The organism is Pseudomonas violetae (assembly GCF_023072615.1).
GTDB lineage: Bacteria > Pseudomonadota > Gammaproteobacteria > Pseudomonadales > Pseudomonadaceae > Aquipseudomonas > Aquipseudomonas violetae.
This window is the reverse complement of sequence record NZ_JAKNRW010000013.1, coordinates 93,907-115,261: the sequence shown is the minus strand read 5'-3', so window position 1 is coordinate 115,261 and position 21,355 is coordinate 93,907. Positions and strand designations below refer to the sequence as shown.

The following is a 21,355-nucleotide window of genomic DNA, read 5'->3' as shown; positions in this document are numbered from 1 at the left end:
TAATCGAAACAAGCCGTATGTAGGACGCTTCCTTTTTTACATGGGGAAAAGGGAAATAATGGAGGCTCAGTCGACGCGAGCAAACCGCTCGATCACCGGCTGCTCGCGGTTTTCCGCCTGCCACAAATCGTAGCTGATCTGCATCGACAGCCAGGTTTGGGCCTTGCTGATGCCGGCTCGCTCCAAACGCACGGCCAGATCGGGACTGATCGGCGCGTGGCCGTGCAATATTCTGGAAAAAGTTTCCCGGGCATAGCCGAGACGTCGAGCCATTTCAGTGATGGTGATTCCCAAGCCGGGAACCACGTCCTCAAGCAAGATTTCGCCGGGATGAGGAGGATTGTGCATACCCATTCAGGTGCCTCTGCTCAGTGGTAGTCAAGATAATCAACCAGCTCGACGTGGTCGTCGAACATGCGAAAAATGATGCGCCAGTTGCCACTTATGCTGACGGACCAATAGTCAGTCAGATCTCCTTTCAGGCTATGAAACCGCCAACCTGGAAGGTCCAGTTCACTTGAGTGACGGGCGTTGTCCAGGATGAGGAGCAGTCGACGCAAGCGCTTTGCATGATTCGCATTGATGCCTTTGGTTGAACCAGTCTCATAAAACGCCTTGAGGCCTTTATGTTTCCAGCTAACAATCATGGGAGGATTGTGATGCGATACATCACACTCCGCAATGGCTGAGTGAAGGATTTTTGTTCGGGTTCCATGGCGTCAGTCACTCAGATGCTCCAACCCGAGAAACTAGAGATACGGGCTCCGAGGGACAACCCTAAAAACCTGTAGGAACGCTCCGAAACCGGTGTCAGCCTCTTGATTACAGACAACAAAAAACCCACCGACCAAACTGGCCCAGCGGGTTTCCTGTCTCAGCAGCCAGAGATCAATAATCCTCCAGCCGCCACACCTCGTAAGCCGGTGTCTCGTACGGGTGACTGAGTTTCAACGCGGCCACCACGGCCACGATCAGCTCATCCGCCACGACCAGCTCGACCTTCCACTCCTCCACCTGCTCGACCTCGCCAGCCTCGCCAATGAACGGCTGACTGCCGTCCAGCGGGCGAAACTGGCCGAGGCCCAGGACCTGCCACGAACAGTGATCATAGGCACCGACTCGACCGCCACCGGCAGCGAACACAGCACTCTTGACCCCATCAACGTGGCTGGCCGGAACGAAAAAAGCGAGCTTGAACATGAGGCTTAGTTCACCCACACGCGCGCGTTGCGGAACATGCGCATCCACGGTGCGTCTTCGTTCCAGTCTTCCGACCGCCACGAGTTCTGCACGGCGCGGAATACACGCTCAGGGTGCGGCATCATGATGGTCACGCGACCGTCACGGCTGGTCAGCCCGGTGATCCCGCGCGGCGAACCGTTCGGGTTGGCCGGATACTTCTCGGTGACCTTGCCGTGGTTGTCGACGAAACGCATCGCCACACAACCGGACAGATCAGCTTCCAGCAACGCTTCTTCGCTGGCGAACTCGGCATGGCCTTCGCCGTGGGCGATAGCGATCGGCATGCGCGAACCGGCCATGCCTTGCAGGAAGATCGAGTTCGACTCCTGGACCTGAACCATCGCCACGCGCGCTTCGAACTGTTCGGAACGGTTACGCACGAAGTGCGGCCAGAACTCGCTGCCCGGGATCAGCTCGTGCAGGTTGGACATCATCTGGCAACCATTGCACACGCCAAGGGTGAAGCTGTCGTTACGTTCGAAGAAACCCTGGAACGCATCGCGAGCACGGCTGTTGAACAGCGCGGACTTGGCCCAGCCTTCACCGGCCCCCAGTACGTCGCCGTAGGAGAAACCACCGCACGCCACTAGGCCTTTGAACTCGTTCAGGTCGACACGACCGGCCAGGATGTCGCTCATGTGCACGTCGATTGCGTTGAAACCAGCGCGATCAAACGCTGCGGCCATTTCCACCTGACCGTTGACACCCTGCTCACGCAGTACGGCAACCTGTGGGCGGATGCCTTTCTTGATGTAAGGCGCAGCGACGTCCTGATTGACGTCGTAGCTCAGCTTGACGCTCAGGCCTGGGTTGTCTTCTTCCAGCAGCACGTCGAACTCTTGCTCGGCGCAGTCGGCGTTGTCACGCAGACGCTGGATCTGGTAGCTGGTTTCAGCCCATGTACGCTGCAGCAGACGACGCTGGCCTTCGAACACGGTTTCGCCGTTGAAGGTGATGTTGATCTGGCCGTTGTTCATCGGCTGACCAATCACCGACACGCACTCGCCCAGACCGGCAGCACTGAATTGCGCGAGGATATCTGGAGTCGCGTCCTGGCGAACCTGGATCACGGCGCCCAGTTCTTCGTTGAACAGGATCGCGGCGATGTCGGCGGAAGTCTCTGCCAGACCATCGAGGTTCAGGCTCAGGCCGCAGTGACCGGCAAAGGCCATTTCCACCACGCTGGTCAGCAGACCGCCGTCGGAACGGTCGTGGTAAGCCAGCAGGTGACCGTCGGCGTTGAGGCCCTGGATCACGGCGAAGAAGGCTTTGAGGTCTTCGGCATCATCGACGTCCGGCGCTTGCGAACCGAGCTTGCCGTGAACCTGGGCCAGGATCGAGGCGCCCATGCGGTTCTGGCCACGGCCCAGGTCGACCAGGATCAGATCGGTGGTGCCCTTGTCCATACGCAGTTCCGGGGTCAGGGTCTGACGGATGTCAGCCACTGGCGCGAAACCGGTCACGATCAGGGACATCGGCGAGGTGACGGTCTTGTCTTCGCCGTTTTCGTTCCAGCGCGTGGCCATGGACATGGAGTCCTTGCCCACCGGGATGGTGATACCCAGGTCCGGGCACAATTCCATGCCAACCGCTTTCACGGTGTCGTACAGACGAGCGTCTTCACCCGGGTGACCGGCAGCGGACATCCAGTTCGCCGACAACTTGATGTCGGAGATCTTGTTGATGCGCGAAGCCGCGATGTTGGTCAGGGTTTCACCAATGGCCATGCGACCCGACGCCGGAGCGTCCAGCAGAGCCAGCGGAGTACGCTCGCCCATGGCCATGGCTTCACCGGTGTAGACGTCGAAGCTGGTGGCGGTGACGGCAACGTCGGCCACTGGAACCTGCCACGGGCCAACCATTTGATCACGAGCCACGAGGCCGGTGATGGTGCGGTCGCCGATGGTGATCAGGAAGCTTTTGCTCGCCACGGCCGGGTGATGCAGAACGCGTTCGACGCAGTCTGCAATCTCGAGGGTCGACGGATCGAAATCGTCGCCCAGTTCGTTTTCACGAACGGCCGAACGGTGCATGCGCGGGGCTTTGCCCAGCAGCACTTCCAGTGGCATGTCCACCGGGCTATTGCCGAAGTGGCTGTCGGTGACCGTCAGTTGCGGCTCGGCAGTGGCTTCGCCGACGACTGCAAACGGGCAACGCTCGCGTTCGCAGATCGCCTGGAAGCGTTCGAAGTCAGCCGGGCCAACGGCCAGAACGTAGCGTTCCTGGGATTCGTTACTCCAGATTTCGTGCGGGGCCATGCCCGGCTCGTCGTTTGGAATGTTGCGCAGTTCAAAGCGACCGCCACGGTTGCCATCGTTGACCAGTTCCGGGAAGGCGTTGGACAGACCGCCCGCGCCGACGTCATGGATGAAGCTGATCGGGTTTTTATCACCCAGTTGCCAGCAACGGTCGATAACTTCCTGGCAGCGACGTTCCATTTCCGGGTTTTCGCGCTGTACCGAAGCGAAATCCAGGTCCGCCGAGCTGGTGCCGGTGGCCATGGAGGAAGCGGCGCCGCCGCCCAGGCCAATCAGCATCGCCGGGCCGCCGAGCACGATCAGCTTGGAGCCAACGGTGATCTCGGCTTTCTGCACGTGTTCGGCACGGATATTACCCATGCCGCCGGCCAGCATGATCGGCTTGTGGTAGCCACGAACTTCGTCGCCACGGGGGGTGGTGATCGATTGTTCGAAGGTACGGAAATAACCGGTCAGGGCTGGACGGCCAAATTCGTTGTTGAACGCGGCACCACCCAGTGGGCCTTCGATCATGATGTCCAGCGCGGTAACGATGCGCTCGGGCTTACCGTACGGCACTTCCCACGGCTGTTCGAAGCCCGGGATCTGCAGGTTGGAGACGGTGAAACCGGTCAGGCCGGCCTTTGGCTTGGCGCCACGACCGGTTGCGCCTTCGTCGCGAATCTCGCCACCGGAACCGGTGGACGCGCCCGGGAACGGGGCAATCGCGGTCGGGTGGTTGTGGGTCTCGACTTTCATCAGGATGTGCACCGGCTCCTGCACCGCGCCGTACTGGCGGGTTTCAGGGTCCGGGAAGAAACGGCCGGCAACGTTGCCGACGATCACCGAAGCGTTGTCCTTATAAGCCGACAGAACGCCTTCGCTGTGCATCACGTAGGTGTTCTTGATCATGCCGAACAGGCTTTTTTCCTGGCTCTGGCCGTCGATGTCCCAACTGGCGTTGAAGATCTTGTGACGGCAGTGCTCGGAGTTCGCCTGGGCGAACATCATCAGTTCGATGTCGTGGGGGTTGCGCTTCAAGCCGACGAAGGCGTTGACCAGATAGTCGATCTCGTCTTCGGCCAGGGCCAGGCCCAGCTCGGTATTAGCTTTTTCCAGCGCGGCGCGGCCACCGCCCAACACGTCGATCGCGGTCAGGGGCTTGGGTTCGGCGTGGCTGAACAGGCCTGCGGCCTGCTCCAGGTTGGCCAGGACGATCTGGGTCATGCGGTCGTGCAAGGCGTCCGAGATCAGCTGCGCCTCAGCTTCGCTGAACTGGCCGCCAACATAGAAGGCGATGCCGCGCTCAAGGCGCTGGATCTTGCTCAGGCCGCAGTTGCGAGCAATATCGCTGGCTTTGCTGGACCAGGGCGAGATGGTGCCGAAACGTGGCAACACCAGGAACAGACGACCGGTCGGCTCCTGGACTGGAACACTTGGGCCGTACTTCAGAAGGCGCGCGAGCACCTGCTGTTCGTCGCCGGTCAGGACGCCGGTGACTTCGGCGAAGTGAGCGAATTCAGCATACAAGCCGCTGACAGCCGGGACTTTCTGGCTCAGTTGCTCAAGGAGTTTGCTGTGGCGAAAGGCAGAAAGGGCAGGAGCGCCGCGCAGGATCAACATCTTCGGGACAGCCTCGGGAAGGGGTGTGCTTTGAGGCCGTGCATTCTAGCCTAAACCGCCCGCGACATCACCCGAAACGGTGCGTACGGCCGCACCCGAACGTCGGGCCGGGGTTTGAGAGCAGAAACAGGAGGCCTTCGGCGGATATTTTTTCCATCAAGAAGTGTCGTAAAAGCCTGTTCCTGCGGGTTTTGCGCGTTTTTTCGCGGCTCTAACAGACTGGCCCTTTGCTGTCGAGATATGGCGCTCGTGGTCCTTTGCGTATACTGCGCAGATGTTTTCCCCAACGGCTTTGCGTCCGCGGTACGCCAAATGGCTGATCGCAACCGGACTCTTCCTGATGCTCGGTGGCTGTGTTGATAAACCCAACACACTCGAGCGTGTAAAGGAGGATGGCGTGCTGCGGGTGGTTACCCGAAACAGCCCCGCCACCTACTTTCAGGATCGCAGCGGTGAAACCGGCTTTGAATACGAGCTGGTGAAGCGTTTCGCCGACGATCTGGGGGTCAAGTTGGAAATCGAGACCGCCGAAAATCTGGACGACCTATTCAATCAGGTGGGCAAGCCCAACGGCCCCGTGCTGGCTGCTGCCGGACTGGTCAGCAGCGAGCAACGTAAAAAGCAGGTGCGGTTCTCCCACTCCTACCTGGAAGTCACCCCGCAGATCATCTATCGCAACGGCCAATCACGCCCTACCGACGCGGGAGATCTGGTAGGCAAGAAGATCATGGTGCTCAAGGGCAGCACCCACGCCGAGCAACTGGCAGAGCTGAAAAGGAAGTTCCCGCGTATTGAATACGAAGAGTCCGACGCGGTTGAAGTCGTGGACCTGTTGCGCATGGTCGATGAAGGCCAGATCGACCTGACCTTGGTCGACTCCAACGAAGTGGCGATGAACCAGGTCTACTTCCCCAACGTGCGGGTCGCCTTTGACCTCGGTGACGCCAGCAACCAGAGCTGGGCCGTGGCGGCAGGCGAAGACAACAGCCTGCTCAACGAGATCAACGACTACCTCGACAAGGTGAAGAAGAATGGCACCCTGCAACGGCTGAAAGACCGCTATTACGGCCATGTCGATGTGCTCGGCTACGTGGGCGCCACCACCTTTGCCCAGCATTTGCAGCAGCGTCTGCCCAAATACGAACAGCACTTCAAATCCTACGCCAAGAAAGAAAAGGTCGACTGGCGCCTGCTGGCGGCAGTGGGTTATCAGGAATCGCTGTGGCAAGCGGCCGTGACATCCAAGACCGGCGTTCGCGGCCTGATGATGCTGACCCAGAACACTGCGCAGGCCATGGGCGTGTCCAATCGCCTGGACCCCAAGCAGAGCATCATGGGCGGCGCCAAGTACCTGGCCCAAATGAAGGAACAACTGGACGAGTCGATCAAGGAACCCGATCGTACCTGGTTTGCCCTCGCGGCCTATAACGTCGGCAGCGGCCATCTGGATGACGCGCGCAAACTGACGGCCAAGGAGGGGCTGAATCCGAACAAATGGCTGGACGTGAAGAAAATCCTGCCGCGCCTGGCGCAGAAGCAGTGGTACAGCAAAACCCGCTACGGTTATGCCAGGGGCGGTGAGCCCGTGCACTTTGTGGCGAACATCCGCCGCTATTACGACATCCTGACCTGGGTGACGCAGCCGCAGCTTGAAGGTGATCAAGTGGCTGAAGGCAATTTGCATGTGCCGGGGATCGACAAGTCCAAGCCGAACCAGGATTCGCCGCAGCTTTAACGACCGCACGTATCAAATGTGGGAGCGAGCCTGCTCGCGATGAGGTCCTTCCAGTCAACATAAATGGTGACTGTCAGACCGCTATCGCGAGCAGGCTCGCTCCCACAGTGTTTTGTGGTGGTGTTTAAGCTTTTGCTGCGGCCAGAATCAACGCCTTCATCTCGCAAACAGCCGACTTGAACCCTACAAACAACGCATGCGCCACCAGCGCGTGGCCGATGTTCAGTTCGTTGATGCCCTTGATCGCCGCCACTGCTTCAACGTTGTGGTAGTGCAAACCATGGCCGGCGTTGACGATCAACCCCTGGGCCAGACCAAACGCCACACCATCAGCCACTCGCTTGAGCTCTTCAGCCACGTCGGTCGGAGTCTCTGCATCGGCGTACCTCCCAGTGTGCAACTCGATGGCCGGCGCTCCGACTCGACGGGACGCTTCGATCTGGCGCTCGTCCGCATCGATGAACAACGATACTTCGCACCCGATTCGAGCCAGGCGATCCACCGCAGCCTTTATCCGTGCCTCCTGCCCCGCTACATCCAGACCGCCTTCAGTGGTCAGCTCCTGGCGCGTTTCCGGGACCAGGCAAATGTGCGCAGGACGAATGCGTTCGGCGAACACCATCATCTCTTCGGTGACGCCCATCTCAAAGTTCATGCGGGTCTGCAGCACGTCCTTGAGCAGCAGCACGTCGCGCTCCTGGATGTGGCGACGGTCTTCACGCAAGTGCACGGTGATACCGTCAGCGCCCGCCTCTTCCGCGTCCAGTGCAGCCTTGACCGGATCCGGGTAACGAGTGCCCCGGGCTTGGCGCAGGGTGGCGACGTGGTCGATGTTCACGCCAAGAAGAATGCGATTGCTGGTGGTCACGGAAGCGCTCCTGAAGAGGGGAAAGTTCGGTGCACAGCATACACGGGGATTTTACGGCTTTCGAAACAACTCTCGGGAAACCAAAGGACGACCGCCCAGATGGACGGCCAATGCCTGACGCATCAACCGTTTGGCAGCGGACAATGCGCCGGGCGCGGTCCAGTCGGCGTCGGCCATGGCCAACAGTTCGGTGCCGTTGAACAGACCGGGTTGCAGCAGATATACCTGTTCAAGACCGGCGTCCACTTGCAAACGGTAGAGGCCGTCCGGGGCGATGGGCTCACCGTGGATGTCGGTGGTCAGGGCGAAACCGTAACCGAGATCGTCGAGCAGGCGCCATTCGAAGGAGCGCAGCAGCGGTTCCAGCGGTCGACCCTCGGCCAGTGCGAGCAACGTCGCGGCGTAGTGATCGAACACGCCAGGGTGCGGGTCCTCTGAGGGCAACAGGCGGATAAGCAGTTCGTTGAGGTAGAGGCCACTGAACAGCGCCTCGCCGTTGAGCCAGGTAGAAACACCGGCGGCTTCCATTCGCCCGACGTTCTTTAGCTCTCCCCGCCCGCGAAATTCCACTTCCAGCGACACGAACGGCCGGGCCAATGTTCCTGCTTTGCCCCGCGCGCTACGCAAGACCGCCCGCAGCCGACCTTGCGGCGTGAGGAAATCCACCAACGCGCTGCTTTCGCGGTAGGCGCGGGAGTGGAGGACGTAGGCGGGTTGGCCGATGGGTTGGGACATGGAGTTCTCAATGAAGAAACGCGATCTTATAAACAACCAGAAACCAATGTGGGAGCGAGCCTGCTCGCGATTGCGGCCTGACAGTCAACAGTGATGTTGAATTTCAGGTCCTCATCGCGAGCAGGCTCGCTCCCACAGGGGTTCTTCGGTGTATCTGGATCCGGTGTTACAGGTCGCCGTAACCCAGCGAACGCAGCGCGCGCTCGTCATCGGACCAGCCGCCTTTCACTTTCACCCAGAGGTTGAGCATGATCTTGGAGTCGAACAGCAGTTCCATGTCCTTGCGCGCCTCGGTGCCGATGCGCTTGATCCGCTCGCCCTTGTCGCCAATGATGATTTTCTTCTGGCCGTCGCGCTCGACGAGAATCAAGGCGTGGATATGCAGGGTCTTGCCCTGCTGCTTGAACTCTTCGATTTCGACAGTGATCTGGTACGGCAGTTCTGCACCCATCTGGCGCATGATCTTTTCGCGAACCAGTTCGGCCGCCAGGAAGCGGCTGCTGCGGTCGGTGATCTGGTCTTCCGGGAAGAAGTGATCGTTTTCCGGGAGGTAACCGGCAATCACCCGCTCCAGCGCTTCGAGATTGTGCCCATGCTGGGCCGAGATCGGCATGATCTGCGCGTTCGGCAACTGTTCCTGCAACCAGCTCAGGTGCGGCATCAGCTCGGCTTTGTCTTCGATGCGATCCGTCTTGTTCAGCGCCACGATCAGCGGGCCGGTCACGTACTGGACGCGTTCCAGGACCATCTGATCCTCGTCAGTCCACTTGGTGCGGTCGACCACGAAGATCACCACGTCCACGTCTTTCAAGGCTGCCGAAGCAGTCTTGTTCATGTAGCGGTTCAGGGCTTTTTCGCCACCTTTGTGCATGCCCGGAGTATCAACGTAGATCGCCTGCACGGCGCCTTCGGTCTTGATGCCCAGCATGTTGTGACGGGTGGTTTGCGGCTTGCGCGAAGTGATCGCGAGCTTCTGCCCGAGGATGTGGTTCAGCAGCGTGGACTTGCCCACGTTGGGACGGCCGACGATGGCAACATAGCCACAGCGTGTTGCGGTTGAATCAGTCATTGCCATTCTCCACCCCCAGGGCAATCAGTGCTGCGGCGGCCGCTACCTGTTCGGCAATACGACGACTCACACCCTGACCTCGGCTTTTTTCATTCAATAAGGTGATTTCACATTCGACGAAGAACGTCCGGCAATGCGGCTCACCCTGGATATCCACCACTTCGTAACGCGGCAGCTCACACCCACGCGATTGCAGGAATTCCTGCAGGCGGGTTTTTGGATCTTTGTTGGTGTCGACCAGCGTCAGACCTTCGAACTCACCGGCCAGCCAGGCCAGCACGCGCTCGCGCGCCATGTCCATGCCGGCGTCCAGGTAGATCGCACCGATCAGTGCTTCCAGGGCATCGGCCAGAATCGACTCGCGACGGAAACCGCCGCTCTTCAACTCGCCAGAGCCCAGGCGCAGGTACTCGCCCAGGTCGAAACCACGGGCCAGTACCGCCAGGGTCTCACCTTTCACCAGGCGTGCGCGCAAACGCGACAACTGGCCTTCGCGAGCCAGCGGGAAGCGATCGAACAGCGCCTCGCCAGCGACGAAGTTGAGGATGGCATCACCGAGGAATTCCAGGCGTTCGTTGTTGCGCCCGGCAAAGCTGCGGTGAGTCAGGGCCAGGACCATCAGTTCCTGATCCTTGAAGGTATAGCCGAGCTGACGCTCTAGACGGCTTAAGGAAACGCTCACGGTGTACCCACGCTGAGTTCGTGGCTGGATTCCACCGCCATCGCCGGGGTGCGGCGCAGGCTTGGGACAATTAACGCTGTGTTCAAAAATTACGTCCTGAATATCATTGTTTTCATGCCTCGGGGGCCGATTGTAGCGGCTCCAGAAATGCATTCGGCGCTGTGTTCAACAGCGCCGTGTGTGATTACTTGATCAGGCCAACCCGCGAGAAATTCGGTAGGTGACTGAGTTTGGGTTCCGGCCAGCTCATCCAGACCGCGAAGGCCTTGCCGACGATATTCTTGTCGGGGACCATGCCCAGCAGGTCCTTGGGAATGCTCGGATCATCCCAGTAGCGACTGTCGTTAGAGTTGTCGCGATTGTCGCCCATCATGAAGTAGTGCCCGGCAGGCACGGTCCACGAACGGTCCGGCGTTGCGCGATAACGGCTCATTTCCTTGCGGATCAAGTGCTCGGCGACACCGAGTTTTTCCTTGTAGAGCTCGGCGCTACCCAGGGTACCCGGCTCGGAGCCGACCAACTGCTCGGCGACTGACTCGCCGTTGACGAACAGGCGCTTGTCGGCGGTGTAGCGAATCTGGTCGCCCGGCAGGCCCACTACACGCTTGATGTAGTTGACGCTCGGATCGCTCGGATAACGGAACACCATCACGTCGCCGCGTTGCGGGTCACCGATCTCGATGACTTTCTGGTCGATCACCGGCAAGCGGATCCCGTAGGAGAACTTGCTCACCAGAATGAAATCGCCAACGTCCAGGGTCGGTTTCATCGAGCCGGACGGGATCTGGAACGGTTCCACCAGGAACGAACGCAGCACCAGCACGATGAACAACACCGGGAAGAACGACTTGCCGTATTCGACCAGCAGCGGCTCCTTGTTCAGTTTTTCGACCACCATCCCGTCAGGCTGGCTGACGCTGCCCTGATAGGATGCAATGGCTGCACGCCGACGCGGCGCGAGGAAAACCAGATCGAGCAACGCCAACAGGCCGCAGACGAACACGGCGATGACCAGCAACAGCGGGAAATTTAGTGACATAGGACCTAACTATCCAACCTGAGCACTGCAAGGAAGGCTTCTTGTGGAATTTCCACGTTGCCGACTTGCTTCATGCGTTTTTTACCGGCCTTTTGCTTTTCAAGCAGTTTCTTCTTACGGCTGACGTCACCACCGTAGCATTTGGCCAATACGTTCTTTCTGAGAGCCTTGACGGAGGTCCGTGCAATGATCTGCCCGCCGATGGCGGCCTGGATCGCTACGTCGAACATCTGACGCGGAATCAGTTCTTTCATCTTCTCGGTCAACTGGCGACCTTTGTAGTGCGCGTTATCCTTGTGCACGATCAGCGCCAGGGCATCGACCTTGTCACCGTTGATCAGCACATCCAGTTTCACCAGATTAGCCGACTGATAACGATCAAAATGATAGTCCAGCGAAGCATAGCCGCGGCTGGTTGACTTCAGGCGATCGAAGAAGTCCAGGACCACTTCGTTCATCGGCAGATCGTAAGTCACCTGGACCTGGGTACCGAGGAACAGCATGTCGTGCTGCACGCCACGCTTCTCGATGCACAGCGTAATAACGTTACCCAGGTGCTCTTGCGGCACAAGAATGTTGGCCCGCACAATCGGCTCGCGCATGTCTTCGATGGAAGACAGGTCTGGAAGCTTCGACGGGTTGTCGACGTAAATCGTTTCACCGGTTTTCAGCAGCAGCTCGAAAATAACCGTCGGCGCCGTGGTGATCAGGTCCAGGTCATACTCGCGCTCCAGGCGCTCCTGGATGATTTCCATGTGCAGCATGCCGAGGAACCCGCAACGAAAACCGAAGCCCAGGGCGTCGGAACTCTCGGGGGTGTACTGCAGCGACGAGTCGTTGAGCGTGAGCTTTTGCAGGGCCTCACGGAAATCTTCGAAGTCGTCGGAGCTGACTGGGAACAGGCCGGCGTAAACCTGCGGCTGAATGCGCTTGAAGCCCGGCAGGACGTCGACGTCCGGGGTCGAGCTCAAGGTCAGGGTGTCACCCACCGGCGCACCGTGAATGTCCTTGATGCCGGCGATGATGAAGCCTACTTCACCGGCCTTCAGGTCAGTGGTAGCGGTATGTTTCGGGTTGAAAACACCGACGCTGTCCACCAGATGGATCTTGCCAGTGGACTTGACGAGGATCTTGTCGCCCTTCTTCACGCGACCGTGGCGTACGCGCACCAGGGAAACAACGCCCAGGTAGTTGTCGAACCAGGAGTCGATGATCAACGCTTGCAACGGATCTTCGTAGTTGCCGGTCGGCGCAGGAATGGTGTGCACCAGGCGCTCGAGGACCTCATCGACGCCCAGGCCGGTCTTGGCGCTGCACTCGACTGCATCGGTGGCATCGATGCCGATGATCTTTTCGATTTCTTCCTTCACGCGGTCCGGATCGGCCTGCGGCAGGTCGATTTTGTTCAGGACTGGCATGACTTCCAGGCCTTGTTCAATCGCCGTGTAGCAGTTGGCAACCGACTGCGCCTCTACGCCCTGACCGGCGTCGACCACCAGCAAAGCACCTTCACAGGCCGCCAGCGAGCGGCTGACTTCATAGGTGAAGTCAACGTGGCCCGGGGTGTCGATGAAATTCAGCTGGTACTTGATGCCATCGCGAGCCGTGTAATAAAGGGTGACGCTGTGGGCCTTGATGGTGATCCCGCGTTCACGCTCCAGGTCCATGGAGTCCAGTACCTGGGCTTCCATTTCGCGCTCGGCAAGGCCGCCACACATCTGGATGAAGCGATCGGCCAGCGTCGACTTGCCATGGTCAATGTGGGCGATGATGGAGAAATTGCGGATATGACTCAAATCACTCACGGATCAACACTCAAAAAGGCTGCAGGCATAGCCCGCCGAAAAATAGCCGGGAATTGTACCTGATCCACGGCGCAAGCGTCACCTGCGCAGGTCGGACGGCACTTACAAAAACGCCCTGGTCTCACGACAAGGGCGTTTTTCATGGCTTCGCAGCTGGACAAGTCCCCGGAATCAACCGGCCCGGCGCAACAACAAGACCCCGGCCAGGGCGCACACGCTGGCCGGCACCAGCACCGCAAACAGCGGCGAGAAACCGAATACCAGGCTCGACGGCCCCAGCAGATCCTGGACGATACGGAAGGTGAACCCTACCAGTACACCGGTGAACACCCGCTGACCGAGGGTCACCGAGCGCAGCGGGCCAAAGATGAAGGAGATCGCCATCAGTACCAGTGCCGCGGTGACCAGCGGCTGCAACACCTTGACCCAAAATGCCAGCCAGTAACGGCCATTATTCAGCCCCTGGTCGGCCAGGTAGTGGATATAACCCCACAGACCGGTGATCGACAGAGACTCGGGCGCCATGACCACCGTGCTCAGAAGTTGCGGACTGAGTGCGACTTCCCAGCGCTCGACCGGGGCCGCGACCACTTCGGTGCTCTTTTCATGGAAAACCGTGGTGGTGACATCGCTCAGCTGCCAGTGGTCTTTGTCAAACTCCGCGCGCTTGGCAAAGCTGGCCGACAACATGTGCCGCTCTTTGTCGAAGCGATAGCGAGTCACGCCGTACAGCAAGCCGTTGGGTTGCACCGAGTTGACGTGGATGAACTCGTCACCCTGGCGGTGCCACAGGCCATGGCGGGCGCTTTGTGCATCACCGCTGCCCTGAGCCAGCGAGCGGTTCGCCTGGGCAGTGCTTTCGGTGGCCGGCGCTACGTATTCGCCGATCAAGATACCAACAACCATCAGCACCAGCATAGGCTTCATCACCGCCCAGACGATCCGCCCAATGGACACGCCGGCGGCGCGCATGATGGTCAGTTCGCTGTTGCTGGCCAGGCTGCCCAGGCCGATCAGGCAGCCGATCAGGGCCGCCATCGGCAACATGTCGTACAGGCGACGGGGCGCCGTCAGCAGGACGTAACCGAGCACGTCCAGCAAAGTGTAGGTGTCGCTCACATCGCCCATCTCGTCGATGAAGGCGAACAGCGTTGCCAGGCCGAGAATGATGCCCAATACGGCCAGGATGGCCACGAGCACGCTGCTACCAATGTAGCGATCCAGCTTAACCACGAGCCACCTCCAGCGCGCTGCGGCGACTCGCCATCTTCAGGCGCAGGGGTTCCCAATAGAGCAACCCAAGACCAATCACCAGGAAGATTCCATGCACCCACCACAAGCCCAGGGCCATCGGGATCTTGCCTTTTTCGAGCGCGCCGCGAGCGGCAATCAGGATGGTCAGGTAGGCCATATAAAGAAGAATCGCTGGCAGCAGCTTGAGGAACCGTCCCTGGCGCGGGTTGACTCGCGACAGCGGCACGGCCATCAGGGTGACGATGAAGACCAGCAACGGCAGGGACATGCGCCATTGCAATTCAGTGCGCGAACGAACGTCATCGCTGCCAATCAAGCTGCTGGTGGGCATCGCGTCGCGGTCGGTGACTTCGTCGCTGACATCCGGCTTGGGCAGCAGCACGCCGTACTCGTCGTACTTGATTGCCCGGTAATCCGCCTGGCCCGGCTTGCCGTCGTAGCGGTAGCCATTGTCAAGAATCAGGTAGCGGTTGCCGTCAGGGCGGATTTCCTGGCGCCCCTTCTCGGCCACCAGCACGGAAATCCCGCGGTCCTTCTGGTCGGTGCTGGTGTTCTTCTGGGAAATGAACACGCCGCCCAGGTTGATGCGATCGTCCGTCAGGGTCTCGGTGTAGGTCACCCGCGTGCCATCACGCAGGGCCTGGAAGCGGCCAGGCTCCAGGGTGTCGAATTCAGTCAGGGCATCTTGTTTGTTCAGCAACAATTGGAACTGATTGGCACCTTGGGGCGCCAGGCTCAGGCTCAGCCAGGCCACCACCAATGCCACCAGAGTGGCCGGAAACAGGGTAATGGCGAACAGGCGTTGCTGGCTCATGCCGGTGGCCGACAACACGGTCATTTCGCTTTCAAGATAAAGACGACCGTAGGCCAGCAGAATGCCGAGAAACAGGCCCAGCGGCAGGATCAGTTGCAGGAAGCCCGGAAGGCGAAACCCCATGATCAGGAACAGGGAGCCTGGGTCCAGCAAGCCCGCAGCGGCCTGGGCGAGGTATTTGATGAAGCGCCCGCTCATGATGATGACCAGCAACACGGCGCTGACGGCGCTCAAGGTCAACAGGACTTCGCGGGATAGGTAACGGAAGACAATCAAACCAGACACTCCAGGGTTGTCAGGCGAAGGCGGCCAAACAAGCAAACGTAGCAGGCGAACCGCAAAGCAGGGCCGCCGCAAAAGATGGCGCATTATCCTGTGATTGCATGCGCCTGTCACTGCGCGCGTTCTCCATGAGCAAGCTCGCGATGGTCGTCAACGATTACGCGGGATGTCTGACACTCAACGGTGCTCTCAGGTTCATCGTCGGAACGCCGCCCGGAGCCAGCTTGCTCCTGCAAGGGCGGCCGAAACCGTGACTAACCTGCGACCCAGGGTTGTCAGGCGCCGCCAGCGAGGTTCAAACTGCGGCCTTTGTCGCAAGGCTCACTTGCGTATTTCTATTTATAGGCAAGTGTGCACACTTGCGTGTTGATCAATGATTCAGGGGCCCCAACATGGAATTGGTTGTAAAAAGCGTTAATCCGGAAACGTTGAAAACCGCCACGCTGGTGGTTGCCGTAGGCGAAGGCCGCAAGCTGGGCGCCGTGGCCAGCCAACTCGACGCACTGAGCGGCGGCGCGATCAGCGCAGTGCTCAAGCGAGGCGACCTCGCCGGTAAAGTTGGCCAGAGCCTGCTGTTGCATAGCCTGCCGAATCTCAAGGCCGAGCGTGTATTGCTGGTTGGTGTCGGCAAGGACGAAGAACTGGGCGATCGCCCATTCCGTAAAATCATTGCCGGCATCCTCAATACCCTCAAAGGCCTGAATGGCAGCGATGCGGTGCTGGCCCTGGACGAAGTCGTGGTCAAGGGCCGTGACAGCTACGGCAAGACCCGCCTGCTGGCTGAAACCCTGGTGGATGGCGAATACACTTTCGACCAGTTCAAGAGCCAGAAAGCCGAGCCGCGCGCCCTGAAGAAAATCACCCTGGTGACCATCAAGGCTGCCCAGGCTGAAGTCGAGCGCGCGGCGGCCCACGCCACTGCAATCGCCAACGGCATGGCGTTCACCCGCGACTTGGGCAACCTGCCGCCGAACATCTGCCACCCGACTTTCCTGGGCGAGCAGGCCAAGAGCCTGGGCAAGGAATTCAAGAGCCTGAAAGTCGAAGTCCTCGACGAGAAGAAAATCAAGGACCTGGGCATGGGCTCGTTCTATGCGGTCGGCCAGGGCAGTGCACAGCCTCCGCGCCTGATCGTCATGCAATACAATGGCGGCAAGAAATCCGAGAAGCCGTTCGCCCTGGTTGGTAAAGGCATTACCTTTGATACCGGCGGCATCAGCCTCAAGCCGGGCGCCGGCATGGACGAAATGAAGTACGACATGGGCGGCGCCGCCAGTGTCTTCGGCACCCTGCGCGCCGTGCTCGAACTGAAACTGCCGATCAATCTGGTGTGCATCCTGGCCTGCGCCGAGAACATGCCGAGCGGCAACGCTGCGCGCCCAGGCGACATCGTCACCACCATGAGCGGCCAGACCGTGGAAATCCTCAACACCGACGCCGAAGGCCGCCTGGTGCTGTGCGACGCCCTGACCTACTCCGAACGCTTCAAGCCGCAAGCAGTGATCGACATCGCGACCCTGACCGGCGCTTGCGTTGTCGCCCTGGGCGCACACACCTCCGGCCTGCTGGGCAACAACGACGAACTGATCGGCCAACTGCTCAGCGCCGGCCAGTCCGCGGACGACCGTGCCTGGCAGTTGCCACTGTTCGATGAGTACCAGGAACAGCTGGACAGCCCGTTCGCCGACATCGCCAACATTGGCGGGCCGAAAGCCGGCACCATCACCGCGGCCTGTTTCCTGTCGCGCTTTACCAAAAACCTCAACTGGGCGCACCTGGACATCGCCGGCACCGCTTGGACCAGCGGCGGCAAGGATAAGGGCGCCACTGGCCGTCCGGTGCCCCTGCTGACCCAATACCTGCTGGACCGCGCCAAGGCCTAAATATCGCTCACGGACCACTGTAGGAGCGAGCTTGCTCGCGAAAAACTCAAGATCACCGCGATTAACCTGGTTTCCCGCGTAATCGTTGACGACCTTCGCGAGCAAGCTCGCTCCTACAGATTCCGCGGAAGTTGATTCCAGGAACCGCAATGACCAAAGTCGATTTTTATATCCTGCCCAGCGCCGATCCGTCGGCGCGGCTGGATTTCGCCTGCAAGCTCACGGAGAAAGCCTGGCGCATGGGCCATCGCATTTACCTGCATTGCAGCGATGCGAGCCAACGTGACGATCTCGACGCACGCCTCTGGGCGTTCAAGGGCGAAAGTTTCGTGCCCCACGGTCCCGCCGAGAGCGAGCCGCAGAGTTTGATTGTGCTGGGCCTGGGTGACGACTGCGGTCAACATCAAGACCTGCTGGTCAATCTCGACTTGAAAGTGCCGGCCTTTGCCAACAGGTTCGCCCGCGTGGCGGAAGTGGTGGTGGAAGATCCGGTGATTCGCCAGGCCGCACGGGAGAGTTTCCGTTTCTATCGTGAACAGGGCTATCCTCTGCAAGACCACCGTTTACAGCGACTCTGAGTATTCCGATGGACACGCCAAAACAGCAACAGTCTGCGCACCTGCTGGACGACCTCGAGTCGATCCGCCAACTGCTCGGTGATGACAACCTGCAACCACCGTTGTTGACCGACACGGTCGAGAGCGATGACCAGGAACAGATTCCCATGCTGTTCGAGGCTGCCGGCAACCCGCCTGCTGCCAGCGAGCCGCCCTCTGCGCCCCTTGCCGAAGATAAAGGTCCGGACGCCCTGCTGCATCTGGACGGCGAACTGCGCGCCGCCGCCATGCTGATCATGCAGGACGTGATCGACGACTTCGCGCCGCACATCGAAACCGAAGTCAAACGCCGCCTGGCGGCGCGAATGGAACGGCTCCTCAGCCAGTACGAATAATTCTGATCCGGGTGGGCTTCTGTGGCGAGGGTGCTTGCTCCCGCTCGGTTGCTAAGCAGCCGCAAAGCCTGAACACGCCGAGCACCTGGCGCACCTGACTTGCTGATGTTGGGGCCGCTTCGCGCCCCAGCGGGAGCAAGCTCCCTCGCCACAGGTCCATTCCACACTTTGATCGGCGCCCTGTCCGCCCCTGCTCGCCCTGCGCCCCATGCCCCGCTATACTTGCCGGCTTTTCCTGAATAAATGCCAATAGGGTCCCGCCGCGCATGGATAAGACCTACCAGCCGCACGCCATTGAAACTTCCTGGTACAACACCTGGGAGTCAGAGAACTACTTCGCCCCGCAAGGCGCGGGCGATTCCTACACCATAATGATCCCGCCGCCAAATGTTACCGGCAGCCTGCACATGGGGCATGGTTTCAACAACGCGATCATGGACGCCTTGATCCGTTTCCGCCGCATGCAGGGTCGCAACACCCTGTGGCAACCGGGTACCGACCACGCGGGTATCGCGACGCAGATGCTGGTGGAGCGTCAACTCGAAGCCCAGGGCCAGAGTCGCCACGACCTCGGCCGCGAGAAATTCCTCGAAAAAGTCTGGGAATGGAAGGATCAGTCCGGCGGCAACATCAGCCGTCAGATCCGCCGCCTCGGCTCGTCCGTGGACTGGAGCCGCGAGCGCTTCACCATGGACGACGGTCTGTCGGAAGCCGTTAAAGAAGCGTTCGTACGCCTGCACGAAGATGGCCTGATTTATCGCGGCAAGCGCCTGGTCAACTGGGATACCAAGTTGCACACGGCGATTTCCGACCTCGAAGTGGAAAACCACGACGAGAAAGGTTTCCTGTGGAACCTCAAGTATCCACTGGCCGACGGCGCCAAGACCGCAGAAGGCAAGGATTTCCTGATCGTCGCGACCACTCGCCCGGAAACCATGCTCGGCGACTCCGCCGTCGCGGTTAACCCGAACGATGAACGCTACAAAGCCCTGATCGGCAAATTTGTCGAGCTGCCGCTGGTCGGCCGCCGCATTCCGATCATCGCCGACGATTACTGCGACCCTGAATTCGGCACCGGCTGCGTGAAAATCACCCCGGCCCACGATTTCAACGACTACGAAGTCGGCAAGCGTCATAACCTGCCGCTGCTGAACATCTTTGACAAGAACGCCGCCGTCCTGCCGACCTGCCAGGTGTTCAACCTCGACGGCACACTGAACGAAAGCATCGACGGCAAGATCCCGGCCGAATACGCCGGCCTTGACCGTTTCGACGCGCGCAAGCAGATTGTCGCCGCCTTCGACGCCGCCGGCCTGCTGGTCAGCGTGGACGACCACGGCCTGAAAGTGCCGAAAGGTGATCGCTCGGGCACCATCATCGAGCCGTGGCTGACCGACCAGTGGTACGTGTCGACCAAGCCTTTGGCCGAGCCTGCAATCGCTGCCGTTGAAGATGGCCGCATCCAGTTTGTACCTAAACAATACGAAAACATGTACTTCTCGTGGATGCGTGACATCCAGGATTGGTGCATCAGCCGCCAACTCTGGTGGGGTCACCGGATACCGGCCTGGTACGACGAGTCGGGCAAGGTCTACGTCGGTCGCGACGAAGCCGAAGTGCGCGCCAAGCACAACCTTGGCCCGGACGTTGCGCTGCAACAGGACAACGACGTACTCGACACCTGGTTCAGTTCCGGCCTGTGGACCTTCTCCACCCTTGGTTGGCCTGAGCAGACCGAATTCCTGAAGAAATTCCACTCCACCGATGTGCTGGTGACCGGTTTCGACATCATTTTCTTCTGGGTTGCCCGGATGATCATGCTCACCATGCATTTGGTGAAAAACGAAGACGGTACGCCGCAGGTTCCGTTCAAGACCGTTTATGTGCACGGTCTGGTGCGTGATGGCCAGGGCCAGAAGATGTCCAAGTCCAAAGGCAACGTCCTGGACCCGCTGGACATCATCGACGGCATTGAGCTCGAAGCGCTGGTACAGAAACGCACCTCGGGCATGATGCAGCCAAAACTGGCGAAAAAGATCGAGAAGCAGACCCGCGACGAGTTCGCCGACGGCATCGCCAGCTACGGCACCGACGCCCTGCGCTTCACCTTCTGCTCGCTGGCCTCCACTGGCCGTGACATCAAGTTCGACATGGGCCGCGTCGAAGGCTATCGCAACTTCTGCAACAAGATCTGGAACGCCGCGCGCTACGTGCTGGACAAGGGCGAAGACTGCGGCCAGAACGGCGAAGCCTACGAGCTGTCCCTGGCGGATCGCTGGATCATCTCGCAGCTGCAACGCACCGAAACCGAAGTGACCCGTCAACTCGATCAGTTCCGCTTCGACCTGGCGGCACAAGCCTTGTATGAGTTCATCTGGAACCAGTATTGTGACTGGTACCTGGAACTGTCCAAGCCGGTGCTGTGGGACGAGAACGCACCGGTCGAACGCCAGCGTGGCACCCGTCGCACCCTGGTTCGCGTACTGGAAGTTGCCCTGCGCCTGGCGCACCCGTTCATGCCGTTCATCACCGAAGAAATCTGGCAGCGCGTCGCGCCGCTGGCCGGCATCGAAGGCAAGACGATCATGCTGCAGCCTTGGCCAGTGGCCAATGAAGAGCGCATCGACGCGGCCGCCGAAGATGACATCGAATGGCTGAAAACACTGATGCTTGGCACGCGCAACATTCGCGCCGAAATGAACATCGGTCCAGGCAAGCCGCTTAACCTGTTCCTGAAAAACGTCAGCGCCCAAGACCAGCGCCGTCTCACCGAGAACGAAGCTCTGCTGAAGAAGCTCGCGCGACTCGAGTCGATCACTGTGCTGGCGGCAGGCGAAGAAGCGCCGCTGTCCGCTACCGCATTGGTCGGCGAGATGGAAGTGCTGGTGCCGATGGCCGGCCTGATCGACAAGGACGCCGAGCTGGCACGCCTGGACAAGGAAATCCTGCGTCTACAAGGTGAAGTCCAGCGGGTGGGCGGCAAGCTGTCCAATGCCGGTTTCGTTGACAAGGCTCCGGCCGAAGTCATCGAGAAGGAACGCGCCAAACTGGCTGAAGCCGAACAGGCATTGGGCAAGTTGGCCGAGCAGCATGCGCGGATTGCCAGTCTGTAACGGCAAATCGCAATGAACAGGG

The 21,355-nt window shown here is 59.9% G+C and carries 17 protein-coding genes; 5 read left to right on the top strand and 12 right to left on the bottom strand.

The genetic code is table 11. The features are described 5' to 3' along the window. Window positions 1-66: 66 nt before the first annotated feature. From L9059_RS17090 to purL, 4 genes are all read right to left on the bottom strand, one after another. Window positions 67-354 (bottom strand): HigA family addiction module antitoxin, encoded by a 288-nt coding sequence (locus L9059_RS17090; RefSeq protein WP_247292151.1) that lies wholly within the window; start codon window positions 352-354, stop codon window positions 67-69. Between the two features lie 14 nt (window positions 355-368). Then, window positions 369-647, bottom strand: coding sequence for a type II toxin-antitoxin system RelE/ParE family toxin (locus L9059_RS17085; protein ID WP_247292150.1), 279 nt, complete (start codon window positions 645-647; stop codon window positions 369-371). Window positions 648-888: 241 nt separating this feature from the next. After that, complete coding sequence (locus L9059_RS17080; RefSeq protein ID WP_247292149.1) at window positions 889-1,200, bottom strand: YqfO family protein; 312 nt, start codon at window positions 1,198-1,200, stop codon at window positions 889-891. Between the two features lie 5 nt (window positions 1,201-1,205). Beyond that, complete coding sequence (gene purL, locus L9059_RS17075; RefSeq protein ID WP_247292148.1) at window positions 1,206-5,102, bottom strand: phosphoribosylformylglycinamidine synthase; 3,897 nt, start codon at window positions 5,100-5,102, stop codon at window positions 1,206-1,208. A gap of 274 nt (window positions 5,103-5,376) precedes the next feature. Here purL and mltF point away from each other — a divergent pair, with 274 nt between their 5' ends. Then, window positions 5,377-6,837, top strand: a complete 1,461-nt coding sequence (mltF, locus tag L9059_RS17070) for a membrane-bound lytic murein transglycosylase MltF (RefSeq protein ID WP_247292147.1) — start codon at window positions 5,377-5,379, stop codon at window positions 6,835-6,837. 124 nt (window positions 6,838-6,961) lie between these two features. Here mltF and pdxJ read toward each other — a convergent pair whose 3' ends face one another. From pdxJ to lptF, 8 genes are all read right to left on the bottom strand, one after another. Beyond that, on the bottom strand, window positions 6,962-7,705 hold the full coding sequence (gene pdxJ / locus L9059_RS17065; RefSeq protein ID WP_247292146.1) for a pyridoxine 5'-phosphate synthase: 744 nt from the start codon (window positions 7,703-7,705) through the stop codon (window positions 6,962-6,964). Window positions 7,706-7,756: 51 nt separating this feature from the next. Continuing rightward, window positions 7,757-8,440 carry a DNA repair protein RecO gene (gene recO, locus L9059_RS17060; RefSeq protein WP_247292145.1) on the bottom strand — a complete coding sequence of 228 codons (684 nt, stop codon included), beginning with the start codon at window positions 8,438-8,440 and terminating at the stop codon, window positions 7,757-7,759. A gap of 166 nt (window positions 8,441-8,606) precedes the next feature. Continuing rightward, window positions 8,607-9,509, bottom strand: a complete 903-nt coding sequence (era, locus tag L9059_RS17055) for a GTPase Era (protein WP_059403406.1) — start codon at window positions 9,507-9,509, stop codon at window positions 8,607-8,609. After that, the gene (gene rnc / locus L9059_RS17050) at window positions 9,502-10,191 is read right to left on the bottom strand and encodes a ribonuclease III (protein WP_010463056.1); all 690 of its coding nucleotides are present in this window, start codon (window positions 10,189-10,191) and stop codon (window positions 9,502-9,504) included. Before rnc ends, era begins: the two co-directional genes overlap by 8 nt. Before the next feature lie 184 nt (window positions 10,192-10,375). Then, entirely contained in the window at window positions 10,376-11,230 is an 855-nt protein-coding gene (gene lepB / locus L9059_RS17045; RefSeq protein ID WP_247292144.1) for a signal peptidase I, read from the bottom strand. Window positions 11,231-11,235: 5 nt separating this feature from the next. Beyond that, on the bottom strand, window positions 11,236-13,035 hold the full coding sequence (gene lepA / locus L9059_RS17040; protein ID WP_247292143.1) for a translation elongation factor 4: 1,800 nt from the start codon (window positions 13,033-13,035) through the stop codon (window positions 11,236-11,238). A gap of 171 nt (window positions 13,036-13,206) precedes the next feature. After that, window positions 13,207-14,268, bottom strand: a complete 1,062-nt coding sequence (lptG, locus tag L9059_RS17035; RefSeq protein WP_247292142.1) for an LPS export ABC transporter permease LptG — start codon at window positions 14,266-14,268, stop codon at window positions 13,207-13,209. Further along, window positions 14,261-15,379, bottom strand: coding sequence for an LPS export ABC transporter permease LptF (lptF, locus tag L9059_RS17030; RefSeq protein WP_247292141.1), 1,119 nt, complete (start codon window positions 15,377-15,379; stop codon window positions 14,261-14,263). Before lptF ends, lptG begins: the two co-directional genes overlap by 8 nt. Window positions 15,380-15,777: 398 nt before the next feature. Here lptF and L9059_RS17025 point away from each other — a divergent pair, with 398 nt between their 5' ends. From L9059_RS17025 to L9059_RS17010, 4 genes are all read left to right on the top strand, one after another. Next, window positions 15,778-17,268, top strand: a complete 1,491-nt coding sequence (locus L9059_RS17025) for a leucyl aminopeptidase (RefSeq protein ID WP_247292140.1) — start codon at window positions 15,778-15,780, stop codon at window positions 17,266-17,268. A 149-nt stretch (window positions 17,269-17,417) separates the two neighbouring features. Then, window positions 17,418-17,846, top strand: coding sequence for a DNA polymerase III subunit chi (locus L9059_RS17020; RefSeq protein WP_247292139.1), 429 nt, complete (start codon window positions 17,418-17,420; stop codon window positions 17,844-17,846). Window positions 17,847-17,854: 8 nt separating this feature from the next. After that, complete coding sequence (locus L9059_RS17015) at window positions 17,855-18,220, top strand: DNA polymerase III subunit chi (RefSeq protein ID WP_247292138.1); 366 nt, start codon at window positions 17,855-17,857, stop codon at window positions 18,218-18,220. Window positions 18,221-18,486: 266 nt separating this feature from the next. Continuing rightward, window positions 18,487-21,333 carry a valine--tRNA ligase gene (locus L9059_RS17010; protein ID WP_247292137.1) on the top strand — a complete coding sequence of 949 codons (2,847 nt, stop codon included), beginning with the start codon at window positions 18,487-18,489 and terminating at the stop codon, window positions 21,331-21,333. The last annotated feature ends 22 nt before the right edge of the window (window positions 21,334-21,355 follow it).